Source organism: Paraburkholderia dipogonis (genome assembly GCF_042680985.1).
In the GTDB taxonomy this organism is placed as follows: Bacteria; Pseudomonadota; Gammaproteobacteria; order Burkholderiales; family Burkholderiaceae; genus Paraburkholderia; species Paraburkholderia phytofirmans.
On the sequence record NZ_JBHUFR010000006.1, the window covers coordinates 549,724 to 568,534 of the forward strand.

Sequence of the window (18,811 nt, forward strand, 5' to 3'; positions counted from 1 at the left end):
GGTTGAGTTGACAGAATGAATGGGCGCGCTCAGTTCGAGTGCGCCGGATTGAGTGCGAAGGCATAGCGCGCAGAGGCGGGCGCGGTGTCCTGAGGGGGTGTGCTGCCGTTAGCGGTCTTTGTGTCGAGATCTTCCGCGCTGATGGCGGATTCATCGAGTAGTTCGCGCGCGTCGTCGCCGTAGAGCTTCTTGAGCAAGACCGGCGTGAGTGCGGCGGAAGGGCCGTCGTACACCACCTTGCCGCGGCGCAGCGCAATCGTGCGCGGGCAGTACTGCATCGCGATATCGATCTGATGCAGCGACACCAGCACCGTGAGTTGATGCTCGACGTTCAGCGTGCGCAGCATCTCCATCACGCGGCGCGACGACTCGGGGTCGAGCGAGGCGATCGGCTCGTCCGCGAGCACGATACGGGCGCGCTGCACGAGCGCACGAGCAAGCGCGGCGCGCTGCTGCTGGCCGCCGGAGAGATTGGCGGCGCGTTCGCGTGCATGTTCGCCGATGCCGACTTCGTTCAACGCGGCCATCGACAACGCCCGCTCGGCGCGCGGAAAACGGCCGCTGAGTCGGCGCCACAACGGCAGCCGCGCGAGCGCGCCGATCAGCACATTGCTTTCGACTGAGAGCCGGTTCACCAGGTTGAATTGCTGGAACACGAAGCCGATATCGCGGCGAATGCTGCGCACTTCCCGCACGATGCGGCCATTCTGCTGAATCGGCCGGCCCAGAATCGAGATTTGCGACGGCTGCGCATCCGAAGCCGTGAAGCCCGCGATATGACGCAGCAGCGTCGACTTGCCCGAGCCCGAGGCGCCGATCAACGCAACCATTTCGCCCGGTTCGACGCGCAGATCGATTTCGTCCAGCGCCTTGCGGCCGTTGCTGAACGTCTTGCTCAACCGTTCGATACGAATCGCTTCCCTAATTGTTTCCATGAGTACCCCTTGATGCATCCGGCCTTTGCCGGCACGTGTGGGGCTCATTCTAGGAAGCGTCTGTGACGGTTGAGTGAAGGCATCGCAACGTCTAGACGACTATATCTATGCATGTCTTTTTTACGTCGCCGGCAAGGCAAATCGGAGTCATTCGTTCGAATGAAAAATGACATGCCTGTGACAGGATTTGCATCGAACCGCGCGGCTTCAGCATGATCACTGCCGGCCAGGCTATATTGCGTCAATCGGTGTGCCGTCCCCATTAACCTTGCAATTGCCTGCGACATCGTCATGCAGCCTCTGAGCTTCCTTCCCGACAGTTTTGCGGAGTACGAAGATCTCAGAACGATCCTCGAGCAGGGCAGCGCGAGCTTCGCGATCCGCACGGTCTGCGAGACGACGGTGCGCGGCCGGCAATTTGCCGTGCAGACTGCGAGCATCGGTTCGACCGACCCGCAGGCGCCGGCAATCGGTTTTTTCGGCGGCATTCATGGGCTCGAGCGGATCGGCTCGCAACTGGTGCTCGACTACATGCGCGCGCTGCTTGCGCGGCTCGAATGGGACGAACTGCTGGTGCGTCAATTGCAGTCGATTCGTCTGATCTTTATGCCGATCGTCAATCCGGGCGGTATGTGGGCGGCCACGCGCGCCAACCCCAACGGCGTCGACCTGATGCGCAACGCGCCGCAGAACGCCGACGAACGCGTGCCGTTACTGGCGGGCGGCCAGCGCGTAGGCGCGTGGCTGCCGTGGTATCGGGGCCGCGTGGGCGCGCCAATGGAGCCCGAGGCTTCGGCATTGCTACGAGTGGTCGAAACCGAACTGGCCACGCGGCCGTTGAGCATCGCGCTCGATTGCCATTCGGGCTACGGCTGGAGCGACAGCATCTGGTTTCCATACGCACGCACGCGCAAAGTGATGCCGCATCTGCCGGAAATGTACGTGCTGAAAACCATGTTCGAACGCGCGCATCCTCATCACGGCTACGCGTTCGAACCGCAGAGCCATCAATATTTATTGCACGGCGATCTGTGGGACTTCGCCTACGACCGCGCGCCCGCGCCCAACGTCTTTCTGCCGATGACCCTCGAACTCGGCTCCTGGCTGTGGATCAAGAAGAATCCGCGCCAGTTGTTTTCGCGTCAGGGCATGTTCAATCCGGTGAAGGCGCATCGCACGGCGCGTGTGCTGCGGCGTCACGCGAACCTGCTCGACTTTCTGGCGCGCGCGGCCTTTTCTTCGCAGCGCTGGCTGCCGCAAGGCAATCGTCGTGAGCAATTGCTGCAAAGCGCGATCGACCATTGGTATAAACCGGAAAGCGTATGAGCACGTGGATCCTGCTACGCGGCCTCACGCGTGAAGTTCGCCACTGGGGCCGCTTGCCCGGCTTGCTGCATGGCGCGGTCAATGAGTCGGCCCTTCACGTGGGCGCGCCCGGCCGTCTGCTGCCGCTCGATTTGCCGGGCAACGGCGAATTCGCGCACTTGCGCGCGCCGTCGACGGTCGCCGACATGGTCGGCTTCGTGCGCCATGCTGCTCTGCAAAGCGGCATGCCAGGTCCTTATTGCGTGCTGGCGATGTCGCTCGGCGGCATGGTGGCGACGGACTGGGCGCAACGGCATCCCTACGAGATCGAGCGGCTGGTGCTCATCAACACGAGCATGCGGCCGTTCAGCCAGATGCAGGAGCGCTTGCGTCCTTCGGCATGGTCCGGCCTGCTGGGCGTGGCCGCGCACTGGCGCGACGCGCCGCGCGCGGAACACGGCATTCATCGGCTGACATGCAATAACGTGCAGACGCTCGGCGACGATCTCGACGCCTGGAGCCGCATTCGCCGCAGCGCGCCTGTGAGCCGTGGCAATGCGTTACGGCAACTGTGGGCCGCGGCACGTTTCACCGCGGGCGCGGCGCGGCCGGAATGCCCATTGCTGATCCTCTCTTCGCGTGTCGACAAGCTGGTCGACCCCGTTTGCTCGGCAAAGCTGGCGGCGGCCTGGGGCGCCCTGCATTGCGAGCATCCGTGGGCCGGCCACGACCTGCCGCACGACGACCCGGCGTGGACCAGCGAACAGGTTCGCGCATGGCTCGCGCAGGAGCACGCGGTTCCCAGGGCCGTGCTTTAACGGCCAGGCGCGCCGTAACGACGCATTCACCGGCAGCGGGTATAACCTAAGTGCCGTCGTCCGTCGCATGCCGGTCGTCGGGTGCATAATTCCCCTTCAGACGATGCATGCGAATCAAGCGAGTATCAAGCCATACCCGCCATTGCCGCCCAGCCGGGGGAGTTGATCATGCAAGCAAAGAACGAAGAAGCCGTCACGCACTTGCTGAACGATGTCGTCGAATTCGCGCGCGGGCGATTGCCCGAGCCAACCTTCAAGGTCGTCGAACCTTTTCTGCGGCACTACTACGATTTCGTCGACGCCGACGACCTGCAAAGCCGCTCGATTGCGGATCTGTACGGTGCGGCGCTCGCACATTGGCAAACGGCACAGCGCTTCACGCCCGGCGCCGAACGGCTGCGCGTCTATAACCCGATCCTCGAACAGCACGGCTGGCACTCCGATCACACGGTGATCGAAATCGTCAATGACGACATGCCGTTTCTCGTCGATTCGGTTTCCATGGCCGTCAACCGTCAAGGCCTCGCGCTGCATTCGGTCGTGCATCCCGTGTTCCGCATCTGGCGCGCGCCCGACGGCAGCATCGCACGAGTGAGCCAAGGCGCCGAAGAACCTGCCGACTCGCGTTCACACCTGACTTCGTTCATCCATTTCGAAGTGGACCGTTGCGGCGATGCGGCAAAACTCGACGCGCTGCGTGACGAAATCGCCAAGGTGTTGCGCGACGTGCGGGCGGCCGTCGAAGATTGGCCGAAGATCGTCGAACTCGCGCGCGTCACGATCAAAGGCATGAAAGCCGGCGAGGGCGGACCGGAAGGCCTGGAAGCCCGCGCGTTTCTCGAATGGATGGTGGCCGATCATTTCACCTTTCTCGGCCAGCGCGATTACGAACTGGTGCAGCATGACATCGGCTACGGTCTGCGCGCGGTGCCGGGTTCGGGTCTGGGTATTCTGCGCGATGCCTTGCGGCCCGCCGGCGCCGCCGAGATCACGCCCTTGCCGCCGGCCGCTGCCGAGATCATTTCAGGTTCGTCGCCGATCTTTCTGACCAAGGCCAATTCACGCGCCACCGTGCACCGGCCGGGCTATCTGGACTATGTCGGCATCAAGCTGACCGGCGCGGACGGCAAGGTGACCGGCGAGCGGCGTTTCATCGGTCTCTATACATCCACGGCATATTTCGTGTCGGCCGCGGAGATTCCGATCGTGCGGCGCAAATGCGCGAATATCGTGAGACGAGCCGGTTTCCTGCCGAAAGGTCATCTGGCGAAATCGCTCGTCACGGTGCTCGAAACCTATCCGCGCGACGAGCTCTTTCAGGCCGAAGAGAATCAGCTCTACGATATCGCGCTAGGCGTGCTGCGTTTGCAGGAGCATCAGCGCACCCGGCTGTTCATACGGCGCGACCGTTTCGACCGGTTCGTGTCGTGTCTCGTGTTCGTGCCGCGTGACAAGTACAACACCGATCTGCGTCAGCGCATTGCCAACTTGCTCGCCGATGCATTCAACGGCGAGAGTGTCGAGTTCACGCCGCTGCTTTCGGAGTCGACGCTGGCGCGCATTCACTTCGTCGTGCATGCGAAGCCGGGCGGCATGCCCAACGTCGATACACGCGAGCTGGAAGCGCGGCTCGTGCAGGTCGCACGCCGCTGGCAGGACGATCTCGCCGATGCCCTGCTCGACGCATTCGGCGAAGAGCAGGGCAACCGTCTGCTGCAACACTACGGCGATTCGTTTCCCGCCGGTTATCGCGACGACTATCCCGCCCGCACGGCGGTGCGCGATATCGAACTGATCGAACACGTGCAAGGCAGCGAACGGCTCGCGATGAACCTGTACCGCCCGATCGAATCGGGCCCGCGCGCGTTTCGCTTCAAGGTGTATCGCGCGGGTCTGCCGATCGCCTTGTCGCGCAGTTTGCCGATGCTCGAACATCTCGGCGTGCGTGTCGATGAAGAGCGCCCCTATCTGATCGAGGCGCTGGGCGCGACGCCCGCATGGATTCACGACTTCGGCCTCGAACTCGCGGACGACGCCGAGTTCGACATCGAACGCGTGAAGGATCTCTTCGAAGAAGCCTTCGAAAAGGTGTGGACCGGCGCGATCGAAAGCGACGACTTCAATCGCCTTGTGCTGCGCGCGCAATTGAATGCGCGCGAGGTGACGATCCTGCGCGCGTACGCCAAGTATTTGCGGCAGGTAGGTTCGACTTTCAGCGACGCGTACATCGAGCGAGCGGTGACCGGCAATCCGGCCATCGCGCGCATGCTGGTCGAGCTGTTCATCGCCCGCTTCAACCCGGCATTGGGCGAGACGCGCGAAGCGCGCGTCGACGGCTGGCTCCATACGATCGACAGCGCGCTCGACCAGGTGCCGAATCTCGACGAAGACCGCATACTGCGGCAATTTCTCGGCGTCATCAAAGCGACCAAGCGCACGAACTACTATCGTTTCGATGCCGACGGACATCCAAAGCCCTATCTGTCCTTCAAGTTCGATCCCGCGCAAGTGCCTGGCTTGCCCGAACCGAAACCGATGTTCGAAATCTGGGTGTACTCGCCGCGTGTGGAAGGCGTGCATTTGCGCGGCGGCCGCGTGGCGCGTGGCGGCCTGCGCTGGTCGGACCGGCGCGAGGACTTCCGCACGGAAGTGCTCGGCCTGATGAAGGCGCAGATGGTGAAGAACGTGGTGATCGTGCCGGTCGGTTCGAAAGGCGGCTTCGTCGTGAAGAATCCGCCGCCGCAAACCGAACGCGACGCGTGGATGCGCGAAGGCATTGCGTGTTATCAGACCTTCCTGCGCGGCCTGCTCGACGTGACCGACAATCTGGCCGGCACGACCATCGTGCCGCCGCCCGACGTGGTGCGCCACGATCCCGACGATCCCTACCTGGTGGTCGCCGCGGACAAAGGCACGGCCACGTTCTCCGACTACGCGAACGCGATCTCGCAGGAATATGGCTTCTGGCTCGACGATGCGTTTGCCTCCGGCGGCTCGGTCGGTTACGACCACAAGAAAATGGCCATCACCGCGCGCGGCGCGTGGGAGTCGGTCAAGCGGCACTTCCGCGAAATGGGTGTGGATACGCAGACCATGGACTTCACGGTGGTCGGCGTGGGCGATATGTCGGGCGATGTGTTCGGCAACGGCATGCTGCTGTCGCCGCATATCAAGCTCGTGGCCGCGTTCGATCATCGGCATATCTTTCTCGATCCGAATCCCGATCCGGCGGTCAGTCTTGCCGAGCGCGGGCGTCTGTTCATTCTCGACCGCTCGAGCTGGGCCGACTACGACCCCTCGCTGATTTCGGCGGGAGGCGGCGTGTTTCCGCGCAGCGCCAAGACGATTCCGCTCTCGCCGGCGGTGCAGTCGGTGCTCGGCATCAGCGCGCCGGCGCTCGCGCCCGCTGAATTGATGCGCGCGATTCTGCAGGCGCCCGTCGATCTGCTGTACAACGGCGGTATCGGCACGTATGTGAAGGCGAGCCGCGAAACGCATCTGCAAGTCGGCGATCGTGCCAACGATGCTATCCGTGTCAACGGTTCCGATCTGCAGTGCAAGGTCGTGGCCGAAGGCGGCAATCTCGGTCTCACGCAACTCGGGCGCATCGAGTTCGCGCAGCGCGGCGGCCGGATCAATACCGATGCCATCGACAACTCCGCGGGCGTAGACTGCTCGGACCATGAGGTTAACATCAAGATTCTGCTTGGCCTGGTCGTCTCCGACGGCGAAATGACGGAGAAGCAACGCAACGCATTGCTCGCCGAAATGACCGACGAGGTGGGCCTGCTCGTGCTGCAGGACAACTACTACCAGACGCAGGCGCTGTCGATTGCGGGCCGCTACGGCGTCGAATTGCTCGATGCGGAAGCTCGCCTGATGCGCTACCTCGAACGCGCAGGGCGTTTGAATCGCGTGATCGAGTTTCTGCCGACCGATGAAGAAGTCGCTGAACGGCAGGCCGCCAAACAAGGGCTCACCACGCCGGAGCGCGCGGTGCTGCTTGCCTACAGCAAGATGTGGCTGTACGACGCGCTGCTCGAATCGCCGATGCCGGAAGATCCGCTTGTCAGCGACATGCTGGTCGAGTATTTCCCGAAGCCGTTGCGGCAGCGCTTCAGCGAGCCGATGCAACGCCACCCGCTGCGCCGGGAAATTCTCGCGACGCATCTGACCAACGCGTTGGTGAATCGTGTGGGCTGCGAGTTCGTGCATCGGCTGATGGAAGAAACCGATGCGCAACCTGGTGAGATCGTGCGGGCCATTATCATGGCGCGCGACGTGTTCAATCTCGACGACGTCTGGCGCAGCATCGACGCGCTCGACAACCGCGTCGCCGACGACATCCAGGCGCGCATGTTCGTCGAAGTCGCGCGGCTGGTCGAGCGTTCCGCGCTGTGGTTCCTGCGGCAATTGCAATCGGGCGCGGTCAGCGACCGCGACGTGGCCGGCCTGCTCGCGCGTTGCCGCGACGCGGCGCAACGACTTGCGCCGCAATGGCCCGCGCTGTTGCCGAGCGCCGATCTCGAAGCGCTCTCCGAGCGCCAGCGCGTGTTCGCGGATGCCGGTGTGGATAGCGAGCTGGCGGTGCGGATCGCGGGCGGCGAGATCTCGGCCGCGTTGCTCGATATCGCCGAAGTGGCATCGGCCAGCGGGCGCAGTCTCGAACTGGTGGCGGGCGTCTATTTCGCGCTCGGCACGCTGCTCAATTCCAGCTGGATCAGCGAGCGCGCGGCCGCGTTGCCGGCGCCCACGCACTGGGACATGCTGGCGCGCGCCACGGCGGTGGCCGACATTGCGCGGCTAAAACGCGCGCTGACGACGAGCGCATTGGCCGACGCCGATGATGCCTCCAGCCCTGAGGCGCTGGTCGAGGCATGGCGTGAAAAGCGCACAGCGCAACTGGAACGCTACGCTCACCTGCTGGCCGACCTGCGGGCCACCGGCGGCGCGAGCCTGTCGATGCTGCTCGTGATCGTGCGTGAAATGGCGGCGCTCGAAAGGGCGTAACAAGGCTTCAGGCGAAGGAAGGCGAAGGAAGGCGAACGAGGCAAAGCGCAAACGAAAGCGCAAGCGGAGCACGTTGCAAACAACACCCGGGTTGGACGCATGCCTTCCGGCATGTCCATAATACGGGCTGTTGCCCATCGAAAGCTCTTTGCAAACTCACGGACGCCTTCCACGACGATGAAAGAAGAATCGCCGAAAGCCATTTTCTATGCGCTCGCCGCCAACCTCGGCATCGCCATCTGCAAGTTCGCGGCCGCCGCGTTCACCGGTTCCGGCTCGATGTTCGCCGAGGCCATTCACTCCACCGCCGATTGCGGCAATCAATTGCTGCTGCTGTTCGGTCTGCGTGAAGCGCGCAAGCCGGCGAGCCCGTTGCATCCCATGGGTGGCGGGCGGGAGATCAACTTCTATTCGCTGCTGGTCGCGCTTCTCCTGTTCTTTGTCGGCGGTGCGTTCTCGGTGTATGAGGGCGTGCATCGTCTGTTCGTGCGCGAGCCGTTGCAGTATGCCTATGTGGCGCTGGCGGTGCTCGGCGTGTCCGTGGTGCTGGAGGCGCTCTCCTTGTGGGGCGCCGTCAAGGAAATCCGCAAGACGCATCCCGACAAAAGCATGTGGCGCTGGTTTCGGGAGACGCGCGAATCCGAACTCCTCGTGGTAGCGGGCGAAGATATCGCCGCGCTGGCGGGACTGGCAATGGCCTTCGCGGCCGTGCTGCTCACCATGATGACCGGCAATCCTGTCTATGACGCGTTGGGTTCCATCGGCGTCGGCGTGTTGCTGATGGTGATTGCGTGGCTGGTGGCGCGTGAAGTGAAGTCGATGATCGTCGGCGAATCGGCGAGCCCCGAAGTGCGGCGCGCTATCGAGGCGCATCTGCGCGGGCGCACCGAGATTCGCAGCATCATCAATATGATTACGCTGCAATGGGGGCGTCACGTAGTGGTGGCCGTGCAGGCAGAAATGATCGACTACGCGAGCGGCCGCGCCATGGTCGATGCGATCAACGTGATCGAAGCGGACTTGCAGGCCACGTTCCCGCAAGTCCGCTGGGTGTTTTTCGAGCCAGAGGTGCCGCGCGTTTGAGCGGCACGTCTACGGCTTACTTGAAGCCCGTCACCGCGTGCGGCACGTACAACTCTTCGAGCTGACGAATTTCGTCCGCGCTTAAGTTCAGCGAAAGCGCGGCCACCGCATCGTCGAGATGATGCAGCTTGGTCGCGCCGACGATCGGCGCGGTGATCGGCTTCTTTTGCAACACCCACGCGAGCGCCACTTGCGCAAGCGGTACGCCGCGCTCTTTGGCTATCTGGTTGACCCGTTCAACGACTCGCCGATCCGCGTCTTCGGTCTGGGCGTACAGCGTTTGGCCGAATTCGTCGGTCTCGGAGCGCGCGCTCTCGGTGTTCCAGTCGCGCGTCAGGCGGCCGCGCGCGAGCGGGCTCCACGGAATCACGCCGATACCTTCGCTTTCGCAGAGCGGCAGCATTTCGCGCTCTTCCTCGCGATACAGCAGATTCACGTAGTTCTGCATCGTCACGAAGCGCGTCCAGCCGTTCTTCTCAGCCACGTGCAACGCCTTGGCGAATTGCCACGCATACATGGACGAGGCGCCGATGTAGCGCGCCTTGCCGGCTTTCACGACATCGTGCAGCGCTTCCATGGTTTCTTCGATCGGCGTGCCGTAGTCCCAACGATGAATCTGATACAGGTCCACGTAGTCCGTGCCGAGGCGCCGCAGGCTGTGGTCGATCTCCGACATGATCGCCTTGCGCGACAGGCCGGCGCCATTCGGGCCCGGATGCATGCGGCTATTCACCTTGGTGGCCAGCACGATCTCGTCGCGCTTCGCAAAGTCCTTGAGCGCGCGGCCGACGATTTCCTCGCTCGTGCCGTCGGAATAGACGTTGGCGGTGTCGAAGAAATTGATGCCGTGATCGAGCGCCTGCTTGATGAAGGGGCGCGCCGCTTCATCGTCCAGCGACCACGGATGCGTGCCGCGAGACGGCACGCCGTAGCTCATGCAACCGAGACAAAGACGCGATACATCGAGGCCGGTACGGCCGAGTTTCACATAATCCATCGTGGTGCTCCTGTTATGAAGTGCACAAAGCCGGTGCGCTGCGGACTATCGATTATAAGAAAACGCTGAAGAACGCGTACGGAGCCGAGTTGCATGGTTTTCCAGCAGGACCCGTCAACGCTGACCGGGAGCGCATCGCGTAGTGGAAAATAATTTCTTCGCACCTATACTTCTTTCGGCCTGAAAGCAGCACTCTCTCCCAACCTGCATCAAAAGCAAAAGGAAGATCACGATGCTGACTCGCTCACTCGGCGCCGTCTGCGCCATTACCCTCGCGGCATGCGCCGCCTTTTCGTCCGGTCCGGCCAGTGCGGACGATAACGACGGTTTCTCGCGCGGCGACGGCGGCTCGCACGGGCAGCCCGTCAAGGTGATGATCATTTCGATGTTCGGGCCGGAAGGCCAGGTATGGCTCGATAACCTCGGCCCGTGGCGCGAAATTGCGGTGGACGGCTTGTCGCCCGATTACCCGACGGTCCATTGCAACAAGCAGGACGTATGCGTGATGACCACCGGCATGGGACACACCAACGCTGCTGCGTCGATCATGGCGCTGACGTTTTCGCCGCGTTTCGATTTGCGGCACACGTACTTCATGGTTGCCGGCATTGCCGGGATCGATCCGCAGCAGGGCACGGTGGGCTCCGCCGCGTGGGCGAAGTATCTGGTCGACTTCGGGATTCAGTGGGAGATCGACGGGCGCGAGATTCCGCCCAGCTGGAATACCGGCTACCTCGGCATCAATACGACGAGTCCGTCGGACAAGCCGCCGCTCGACTATCGTACTGAAGTGTTCCAGTTGAACACGCGGCTCGCGAATACGGCGTTCGCGTTGTCTCGCCACGTGACGCTCTCCGATAACGCGCAGGCTCAGGCCGCGCGGGCCAAGTACTCATATCCGCCGGCGAACCTTCCGCCGGCCGTCATTCAATGCGACACGCTTGCGGGCGACACCTGGTGGTCAGGTACGCTGCTTGGGCAGCGAGCCCGCGACTGGACCAAAATTCTGACCGATGGAAAAGGCGTCTACTGCACGACGCAGCAAGAGGACAACGCCACCTATGAGGCGCTCAAGCGCGCGGCTTCAGTACACAAGGTGGATTTGAATCGCGTTGCCGTGTTGCGGGCGGGCTCCGATTTCGACCGGCCCTACGACGGGCAGACGAGTGCGGACAACCTGCTGAACTATGCCGCGCAAGGCGGCTTTACGATCGCCATCCAGAACCTGTTCCTGTCGGGCAATCCGCTCGTGCAGGATATCTCCACGCATTGGGGCGAGTGGCGTGACGGCGTGCCGAGGCGCTAGGTCTGTGCACATGTGACTGTGCCCGCGGAAAAATCCGCGGGCACTCGCTGCTACTTTGGACACTTAGTGTTGCGGCGCGCGGTACGGCGTCCACACAGGCGTGTCGGTATCCCAATGGTCGAGTTCCGAGGGTGTCATGATGAGCTCCTTTTTGAAGAGTGCATGAATAGCGCCGCAATGAATATTTCTTTTGGAAACCGAATCATTGCGGCAAGCTGGTTTTACTGTCCGTTGGCCACGCGCGTAACGTCGCCGCTCGTGCCTTCCTGCAGCGCGATGCGTTCGGCCTGGGTTTGACCGATCAGGCCTTTGTTAGGGTACGTCGTGCGATTCAGCGCGGGCAACGAGCCATCACGATACGCTGCGACCAGTTCGGCCTTCACTTCTGCACGAGATTTGGCGGCCGTGGTCGGCGCGGGTTGCGTGTTGTACGAGCCGGCGCGGCCAATGCCGCCGCTGCTGCTTTGTGCAAACACCGGGGCGCTCACGAGCAGCGAAAGAGCCAGACCTGCTAAGAGATTGCGTTTCATGATTCACTCCTGTCGATTCATTTGCAGCACGAGCGGCGCTGCGACAGGGTGAAATGTAGACTTCGAGGCGGTGCGGATAAATCGCACTTTCGCGAAATGAATTGTCGCGATTCCAGAACAATCGTTTTAATGCCGAGTGAAACGCCTTACCGGTGTTGCCGCAAAAGAAAACCGCGGCATTAGAGCCGCGGTTGAAATTCACTGTTCCAGTTTCTGTACTTCAATTCACCCGTCTTATGCGACCCATTCAGTTATCACGGGCGTATCGAGCATTGGAGCAGACTCGCGTTCTTCGAAAGTGCGCTTCGTGCACGTTGCGTCCAGACTGCCACGTCCGCTCAATAACGGACAACGGTCGAACAACTCCGCGATCCAGTCTACGAAAACGCGGACTTTAGGCGACAGATGACGACTGTGCGGATAGACTGCCGAAATTGGCATCGGCAAAGGCTTCAGTTCCGGCAGTACTTCGACCAGTTGGCCCGACCGCAGATGCGGCAGCACCATGAAGAGCGCAGGCTGAATCAGGCCGAAGCCTTCCAACCCGCAGGTCACGTAGGCGTCCGCGTCGTTCACCGAGACGATGCTCTTCATTTTCACTTCGATTTCTTTGCCGTCAACCAGGAAGGCCCAATCGAGCGTGCGACCCGTGCGGCTCGAAAAGTAATTGACTGCTTTGTGATTCTCCAGGTCTTCGAGCGACGTCGGCATGCCCGCGCGCTCGATGTAGTCGGGGGCGGCGCAGGTCACGCCCTCGAACAAACCGATCCGGCGCGCCACCAGCGAGGAATCCTGTAGCGCGCCGACCCGCACCACGCAATCTACGCCTTCCTGCAGCAGGTCAACCGGCCGGTCCGTCAGGCCGAGTTGCAGGTCGATGTCCGGATAGCGCGTGTGGAATTCACACAGCGAAGGAATCACCAGCAAGCGGCCGATCGACCCCGGCATGTCGATGCGCAGCTTGCCGTGCGGCTTTTTGTTGCCGCTTTGAAAACTGGCCTCGGTCTCTTCGACGTCCGCAAGGATGCGCACGCAGCGTTCGTAGTACGCCGCGCCGTCCGGCGTGAGCGACAAACGGCGCGTGGTCCGATGCATCAGACGCGTACCAAGGAACGCTTCGAGGTTCTGAATAATCGTGGTAACCGACGCGCGCGGCAGGTCGAGCGTTTCCGCCGCGCGGGTAAAGCTGTTGGTGTCGACGACACGAGTGAACACTTGCATGGCCTGAAGCCGGTCCATTGCAGACCTCCAATAGGGGCTGGCGCACTGAGCAGGATTGCACTCCACCGCGAATCCGCAGGCAATCGCATTCGATTGTTCAGGGGCGCCGAATTGTGTTGCCGGATTATAGGCATTTATTTACGAGTCTGCCGAACCCACAATTCGCACCATTGAAGTTCTATGCGCATTGCGCGGCTCGACATGGAAGCATTTAAACCGCCGTACTCCTTTGTGCCTACCGGCAGCAGCCCGGCAGAGGCCGACAGCACGGCACTCGAAGTTACTGACGTGCAGATCGAAGGGCACGCGCAGGACATCACGTTGCGTCTGTACAGACAGGAAAAGAAAACCTCACTGCCGGTACTGCTTTATTTCCACGGTGGTGGCTTCACGAAGGGCTCGATCGACCAGGCCGACTACGCGTCGCGCTATTTCGCAGAACACTTACCGGCTCTGGTCGTGTCGGTCGGGTACTCGCTGGCACCGCAGTTTCCGTTTCCGGCCGCACCTGAAGACGCGCACCGCGCGGCGTTGTGGGTGCAGACACGGGCGCGCGCGTTTGGCGGCAATAGCAAGAAGGTTGGCGTAGCCGGCCACGATGCGGGAGGGCAATTGGCCAATTGCCTCGCGTTCATCGCGCGGGACCGTGGCGACGTACGAATTTCAGCGCAGGCGCTGTTCGGGCCGATGCTCGATCCGAGTCTCACGCGCCTTGGCGACGAGAAGCGTCTCGGCTCGGACATCACGGCGAAAGAGTGCGCGGCGTGTTATCGCGCGTATCTGCCGCAAGCGTCGCAGCGTATGCATCCGTACGCCGCGCCGCTCGAATCGTCGCGCCTCGCAGGCCTGCCGGCCACGCTGATCGCGACGGCGCAAAACGACGTGCTGCATGTGGAAGCGGAGAAATATGCCAGCAGCCTGATCGATGCCGGTGTGCTGACCCAGGTGGTCCGCTATCCGAGCGTGTCGCATGCCGCGCTGGCCGATCATCCGCCCGCCCTGCAGGAAGCAGTGCGATTTTTTCAGTGGCGCTTCGATGCACGCGCCCATCGCTGAAATAGAAATAAGCAAAACTTTAATCAACGATCTCGGGAGCTACACATGACTATCCTTCCTCTTTCCCGTCGCCGTGTGGCGATTGCCGCACTTGCCGTCATCGTCGTGGCCGGGCTGGGCACGTTCGGCGCGATTCGCGTGGACGCGAGCTCGCCCGCCGCGCCGACCATCGTGCCGGAAGTCGATGTGGCCACGGTGGTGCAAAAAACGATCACCGATTGGCAGAGCTACTCGGGCCGTCTCGAAGCCGTCGAGAAAGTGGACGTGCGTTCGCAGGTGCCGGGCACCATCGTGTCGGTCAACTTCAAGGACGGCGCGCTCGTGAAGAAGGGCGACACGCTGTTCGTGATCGACCCGCGTCCGTATGCGGCCGAGGTGGACCGCGCCGAAGCGCAACTCGCCGCCGCGCAGGCGCGCACGGGCTACACGCAAAGCGATTGGGAGCGCGCGCAACGCCTGATCGCCGACAACGCGATCGCCAAGCGCGACTACGACGAGAAGCAGAACGCCGCGCGTGAGGCGAGCGCCAACCTGAAGGCCGCGCAAGCCGCGCTCGAAACCGCCCGCATCAATCTTGGCTACACGAAGATTGTCGCGCCGGTTTCGGGCCGTGTGTCGCGTGCGGAAATCACCGTGGGCAACGTGATCTCGGCGGGCGCGACGGCTGCGCCGCTGACCACGCTGGTGTCGGTGTCGCCGATCTACGCATCGTTCGACGCGGACGAACAAACGTATCTGCAATACCTGAGCCGCGCGAAAGACGGCGGCAAGGTGCCGGTGGAACTCGGTCTCGCGGACGAAAGCGGCTACTCGCGCAGCGGCGTGATCGAGTCGGTGGACAACCGGCTCGACACGTCGTCGGGCACGATCCGCGTGCGCGCGCGTTTCGATAACCAGGACGGCGCACTGATTCCAGGTCTCTATGCACGCGTGAAAGTGGGCGGCAGCGAGCCGCATCCGGCACTGTTGATCGACGACGCCGCGGTGGGCACCGACCAGGACAAGAAGTTCGTGCTGGTGGTCGATCAGGGCAATCACGTCGTATATCGCTCGATCGATGTGGGCGGCATGCAGGGCAATCTGCGCGTGGTGAAGGGCGGCCTGAAAGCCACTGACCGGATCGTCGTGAACGGCATACAGCGCGTGCGTCCCGGTGACGCGGTGCGCGCGCACATGGTGCCGATGACAACGGATGACGATCCCAACAGCGCACCGCTCGCACAGAAGCAAACGCAACCGCAGTCGCCAGCGCAATCGCAGGCCCAAACGCAGACGCGCACCAAAGCGGACAAGAATTCGTGAGCCTCGCGCGCCGCGGCCCGATTGCGCGGCGCTTGCTCCAACGTTAAGAGCTTCCCATGAACATATCCAAATTCTTCATCGATCGACCGATCTTTGCCGGCGTGCTGTCGGTACTGATCCTGCTGGCGGGCATTATTTCGCTCTTCAAGCTGCCGATCTCGGAGTATCCGGAAGTCGTGCCGCCTTCAGTGGTGGTGCACGCGCAGTATCCGGGTGCCAATCCGAAAGTGATCGCCGAAGCTGTCGCTTCGCCGCTCGAAGAGCAGATCAACGGCGTCGAGAACATGCTGTACATGCAGTCGCAAGCGAATAGCGACGGCAATCTCACGCTCACGGTGACCTTCAAGCTCGGCACCAATCCGGACCTCGCGACGCAGCTCGTGCAGAACCGCGTCAATCAGGCGCTGCCGCGTCTGCCGGAAGACGTGCAACGCCTTGGCGTCACGACGATCAAGAGCTCGCCCACGCTGACCATGGTGGTGCATCTGATCTCGCCGAACAATCGCTACGACATGACGTATCTGCGCAATTACGCGCTGCTGAACGTCAAGGACCGGCTCGCGCGGATTCAGGGTGTCGGCGAAGTGCAGTTGTGGGGTTCGGGCGACTACGCGATGCGCGTCTGGCTCGATCCGCAGAAAGTGTCGCAACGCGGCCTGACGGCGACCGAGGTGGTCAACGCGATCCGCGAGCAGAACATTCAGGTGGCAGCCGGTGTGATCGGCGCATCGCCTTCGGTGCCGGGCACGCAATTGCAGTTGTCGGTGAATGCGCGTGGCCGTCTGAGGACTGAGGGCGAATTCGGCGACATCATCGTCAAGACCACGCCGGACGGCGGCGTGACTTACCTGAAGGATATTGCGCGGATCGAACTCGCGGCTTCGGAATACGGTCTGCGTTCGCTGCTCGACAACAAGCCGGCGGTGGCGCTCGCCATCAACCAGGCGCCGGGCGCAAACTCGCTCGCGATTTCCGATCAGGTGCGTTCCGCGATGAAGGAACTCGCGGAAGATATGCCGGCGGGCGTCGAATACAAGATCGTCTACGACCCGACGCAGTTCGTCCGCTCGAGTATCGAGGCGGTCGTGCATACGCTGCTCGAAGCGATCGCGCTGGTGGTGATCGTCGTGATCGTGTTCCTGCAGACGTGGCGTGCTTCGATCATTCCGTTGATCGCGGTGCCGGTATCGATTGTCGGGACGTTCTCGTTGCTGCTCGCGTTCGGCTTCTCGATCAACGCCTTGTCATTGTTCGGCATGGTGCTCGCCATCGGGATCGTGGTGGACGATGCGATCGTGGTGGTGGAGAACGTCGAGCGGAACATCGAAAACGGGCTGAGTGCGCGCGACGCGACCTATAAGGCCATGCAGGAAGTGAGCGGGCCGATTATCGCTATCGCGTTGACGCTCGTCGCCGTGTTCGTGCCGCTCGCGTTCATGACTGGTTTGACGGGCCAGTTCTACAAGCAGTTTGCAATGACCATCGCGATCTCGACGGTGATCTCGGCGTTCAACTCGCTGACCCTGTCGCCGGCGTTGTCCGCGATGCTGTTGCGCAGCCACGGCGCAAAGGAAGACTTCCTGACGCGTGTGATGAATCGCGTGCTGGGTGGTTTCTTCAGGCGTTTCAACAAGGTCTTTCATCGCGGTTCGACGGAGTACGGCCGCGGCGTGACCGGCGTGCTGCGCCGTAAGGGCGCGATGCTGGTGGTCTACGCGATTCTGCTGGGCGCGACCGTGCTGATCTCGCGTGTGGTGCCGGGCGGCTTCGTGCCGGCGCAGGACAAGGAGTACCTGATCGCCTTCGCGCAATTGCCGAACGGTGCGTCGCTGGATCGCACGGAGAAGGTGATTCGCGACATGAGCTCGATTGCGCTGAAGCAGCCGGGCGTGGAGAGCGCGGTGGCGTTTCCGGGACTGTCGGTTAACGGCTTCACGAACAGCTCCAGCGCGGGCATCGTGTTCGTCACGCTCAAGCCGTTCAAAGATCGCGGCAACAAGAAACTGTCGGCCGGTGCGATTGCCGGTGCGCTGAATCAACAATACGGTGCGATCAAGGATTCGTTCGTCGCGGTGTTCCCGCCGCCACCCGTGCTTGGTCTCGGCACGCTCGGCGGCTTCAAGATGCAGTTGGAGGATCACGGCGCGCTCGGTTACGCGGAACTGAACAAGGCAGCGGAGGCGTTCGTGAAGAAGGCCGCGCAGACGCCTGAACTCGGCCCGACCTTCTCGAGCTATCAGATCAACGTGCCGCAATTGAATGTGGACCTCGACCGTGTGAAGGCCAAGCAGCTCGGCGTGCCGGTCACGGACGTGTTCAACACGATGCAGATCTATCTCGGCTCGCTGTATGTGAACGACTTCAACCGCTTTGGGCGCGTGTATCAGGTGCGAGTGCAGGCGGACGCGCCGTTCCGTCAACGCGCCGACGACATCCTGCAACTGAAGACGCGCAACGCCGCGGGCGACATGGTGCCGCTCTCTTCGCTGGTGACGGTAACGCCAACGTTCGGTCCGGAAATGGTGGTGCGTTACAACGGCTATACGGCTGCCGACATCAACGGTGGGCCTGCGCCGGGCTTCTCGTCGGGTCAAGCGCAAGCCGCGGCCGAACGCGTGGCGGCGGAAGTTCTGCCGCACGGTGTGAAGCTCGAATGGACCGACTTGACGTATCAGCAGATTCTGGCCGGCAATGCGGGCTTGTGGGTGTTCCCGATCAGCGTGCTGCTCGTGTTCCTCGTGCTCGCGGCACTGTATGAAAGCCTGACGCTGCCGCTCGCGGTGATTCTGATCGTGCCGATGAGCGTGCTGTCCGCGCTGACCGGCGTGTGGCTCACTGGCGGCGACAACAACATCTTCACGCAGATCGGTTTGATGGTGCTGGTGGGCTTGTCCGCGAAGAACGCGATTCTGATCGTCGAGTTCGCTCGCGAACTGGAGCATGACGGGCATACGCCGCTGTCGGCGGCGATCGAGGCGAGCCGCTTGCGTTTGCGGCCGATTCTGATGACGTCGATCGCATTCATCATGGGCGTGGTGCCGCTGGTGCTGTCGAGCGGAGCCGGTTCGGAGATGCGTCATGCGATGGGTATCGCGGTGTTCTTCGGCATGCTCGGCGTCACGCTGTTCGGTCTGATGCTGACCCCTGTGTTCTATGTGGTGCTGCGTACGCTGGCGGGCGGAACGATTCACGTCGCGCAGAAAGATTCGCCGCACTATGGCGCGCCGGTGACGGACGCTTGAGGAGAA

The 18,811-nt window shown here is 62.4% G+C and carries 12 protein-coding genes; 8 read left to right on the top strand and 4 right to left on the bottom strand.

Annotated elements, in window-relative coordinates; all coding sequences use genetic code 11:
- Nucleotides 1–29: 29 nt before the first annotated feature.
- Complete coding sequence (phnC, locus tag ACFSNN_RS07150; RefSeq protein WP_134459472.1) at nt 30–935, bottom strand: phosphonate ABC transporter ATP-binding protein; 906 nt, start codon at nt 933–935, stop codon at nt 30–32.
- 291 nt (nt 936–1,226) lie between these two features.
- Between phnC and ACFSNN_RS07155 the strand changes: the two genes are divergently transcribed.
- The 4 genes from ACFSNN_RS07155 to ACFSNN_RS07170 all read left to right on the top strand — a co-directional run bounded on the left by ACFSNN_RS07155 (nt 1,227) and on the right by ACFSNN_RS07170 (nt 9,151).
- Nucleotides 1,227–2,261: a M14 family zinc carboxypeptidase gene (locus ACFSNN_RS07155; RefSeq protein WP_134459470.1), complete on the top strand. Its 1,035-nt coding sequence runs from the start codon at nt 1,227–1,229 to the stop codon at nt 2,259–2,261.
- Nucleotides 2,258–3,058: an alpha/beta fold hydrolase gene (locus ACFSNN_RS07160; protein WP_134459469.1), complete on the top strand. Its 801-nt coding sequence runs from the start codon at nt 2,258–2,260 to the stop codon at nt 3,056–3,058. Before ACFSNN_RS07155 ends, ACFSNN_RS07160 begins: the two co-directional genes overlap by 4 nt.
- 168 nt (nt 3,059–3,226) lie before the next feature.
- Nucleotides 3,227–8,068, top strand: coding sequence for an NAD-glutamate dehydrogenase (locus ACFSNN_RS07165; RefSeq protein WP_134459467.1), 4,842 nt, complete (start codon nt 3,227–3,229; stop codon nt 8,066–8,068).
- A 177-nt stretch (nt 8,069–8,245) separates the two neighbouring features.
- Nucleotides 8,246–9,151: a cation diffusion facilitator family transporter gene (locus ACFSNN_RS07170; protein WP_012426417.1), complete on the top strand. Its 906-nt coding sequence runs from the start codon at nt 8,246–8,248 to the stop codon at nt 9,149–9,151.
- Between the two features lie 16 nt (nt 9,152–9,167).
- On the opposite strand, the gene ACFSNN_RS07175 is transcribed toward ACFSNN_RS07170, so the two are convergent.
- Entirely contained in the window at nt 9,168–10,148 is a 981-nt protein-coding gene (locus tag ACFSNN_RS07175; RefSeq protein ID WP_134459465.1) for an aldo/keto reductase, read from the bottom strand.
- 232 nt (nt 10,149–10,380) lie between these two features.
- Between ACFSNN_RS07175 and ACFSNN_RS07180 the strand changes: the two genes are divergently transcribed.
- Entirely contained in the window at nt 10,381–11,454 is a 1,074-nt protein-coding gene (locus ACFSNN_RS07180; RefSeq protein WP_134459463.1) for a purine-nucleoside phosphorylase, read from the top strand.
- 221 nt (nt 11,455–11,675) lie between these two features.
- Here the strand turns inward: ACFSNN_RS07180 and ACFSNN_RS07185 are convergent, their stop codons facing one another.
- Nucleotides 11,676–11,984, bottom strand: a complete 309-nt coding sequence (locus ACFSNN_RS07185) for a DUF4148 domain-containing protein (protein WP_134459461.1) — start codon at nt 11,982–11,984, stop codon at nt 11,676–11,678.
- A gap of 234 nt (nt 11,985–12,218) precedes the next feature.
- A complete protein-coding gene (locus ACFSNN_RS07190) occupies nt 12,219–13,223 on the bottom strand; it encodes a LysR family transcriptional regulator (protein ID WP_012426421.1) in 1,005 nt (334 codons plus the stop codon).
- Nucleotides 13,224–13,406: 183 nt separating this feature from the next.
- Between ACFSNN_RS07190 and ACFSNN_RS07195 the strand changes: the two genes are divergently transcribed.
- The 3 genes from ACFSNN_RS07195 to ACFSNN_RS07205 are packed head-to-tail and all read left to right on the top strand — an operon-like array spanning nt 13,407 to nt 18,805.
- On the top strand, nt 13,407–14,261 hold the full coding sequence (locus ACFSNN_RS07195) for an alpha/beta hydrolase (protein ID WP_134459459.1): 855 nt from the start codon (nt 13,407–13,409) through the stop codon (nt 14,259–14,261).
- 45 nt (nt 14,262–14,306) lie between these two features.
- Nucleotides 14,307–15,563, top strand: coding sequence for an efflux RND transporter periplasmic adaptor subunit (locus ACFSNN_RS07200; protein WP_134459457.1), 1,257 nt, complete (start codon nt 14,307–14,309; stop codon nt 15,561–15,563).
- Between the two features lie 56 nt (nt 15,564–15,619).
- Nucleotides 15,620–18,805 (top strand): efflux RND transporter permease subunit, encoded by a 3,186-nt coding sequence (locus tag ACFSNN_RS07205; RefSeq protein WP_134459455.1) that lies wholly within the window; start codon nt 15,620–15,622, stop codon nt 18,803–18,805.
- Nucleotides 18,806–18,811: the final 6 nt, after the last annotated feature.

Coding starts and splice junctions, on each gene's coding strand:
- ACFSNN_RS07195 (WP_134459459.1), top strand. CDS start 13,407: ATGGAAGCATTTAAACCGCCGTACTCCTTTGTGCCTACCGGCAGCAGC.
- ACFSNN_RS07205 (WP_134459455.1), top strand. CDS start 15,620: ATGAACATATCCAAATTCTTCATCGATCGACCGATCTTTGCCGGCGTG.
- ACFSNN_RS07200 (WP_134459457.1), top strand. CDS start 14,307: ATGACTATCCTTCCTCTTTCCCGTCGCCGTGTGGCGATTGCCGCACTT.
- ACFSNN_RS07175 (WP_134459465.1), bottom strand. CDS start 10,148: ATGGATTATGTGAAACTCGGCCGTACCGGCCTCGATGTATCGCGTCTT.
- ACFSNN_RS07155 (WP_134459470.1), top strand. CDS start 1,227: ATGCAGCCTCTGAGCTTCCTTCCCGACAGTTTTGCGGAGTACGAAGAT.
- ACFSNN_RS07170 (WP_012426417.1), top strand. CDS start 8,246: ATGAAAGAAGAATCGCCGAAAGCCATTTTCTATGCGCTCGCCGCCAAC.
- ACFSNN_RS07180 (WP_134459463.1), top strand. CDS start 10,381: ATGCTGACTCGCTCACTCGGCGCCGTCTGCGCCATTACCCTCGCGGCA.
- ACFSNN_RS07190 (WP_012426421.1), bottom strand. CDS start 13,223: ATGGACCGGCTTCAGGCCATGCAAGTGTTCACTCGTGTCGTCGACACC.
- phnC (WP_134459472.1), bottom strand. CDS start 935: ATGGAAACAATTAGGGAAGCGATTCGTATCGAACGGTTGAGCAAGACG.
- ACFSNN_RS07185 (WP_134459461.1), bottom strand. CDS start 11,984: ATGAAACGCAATCTCTTAGCAGGTCTGGCTCTTTCGCTGCTCGTGAGC.
- ACFSNN_RS07160 (WP_134459469.1), top strand. CDS start 2,258: ATGAGCACGTGGATCCTGCTACGCGGCCTCACGCGTGAAGTTCGCCAC.
- ACFSNN_RS07165 (WP_134459467.1), top strand. CDS start 3,227: ATGCAAGCAAAGAACGAAGAAGCCGTCACGCACTTGCTGAACGATGTC.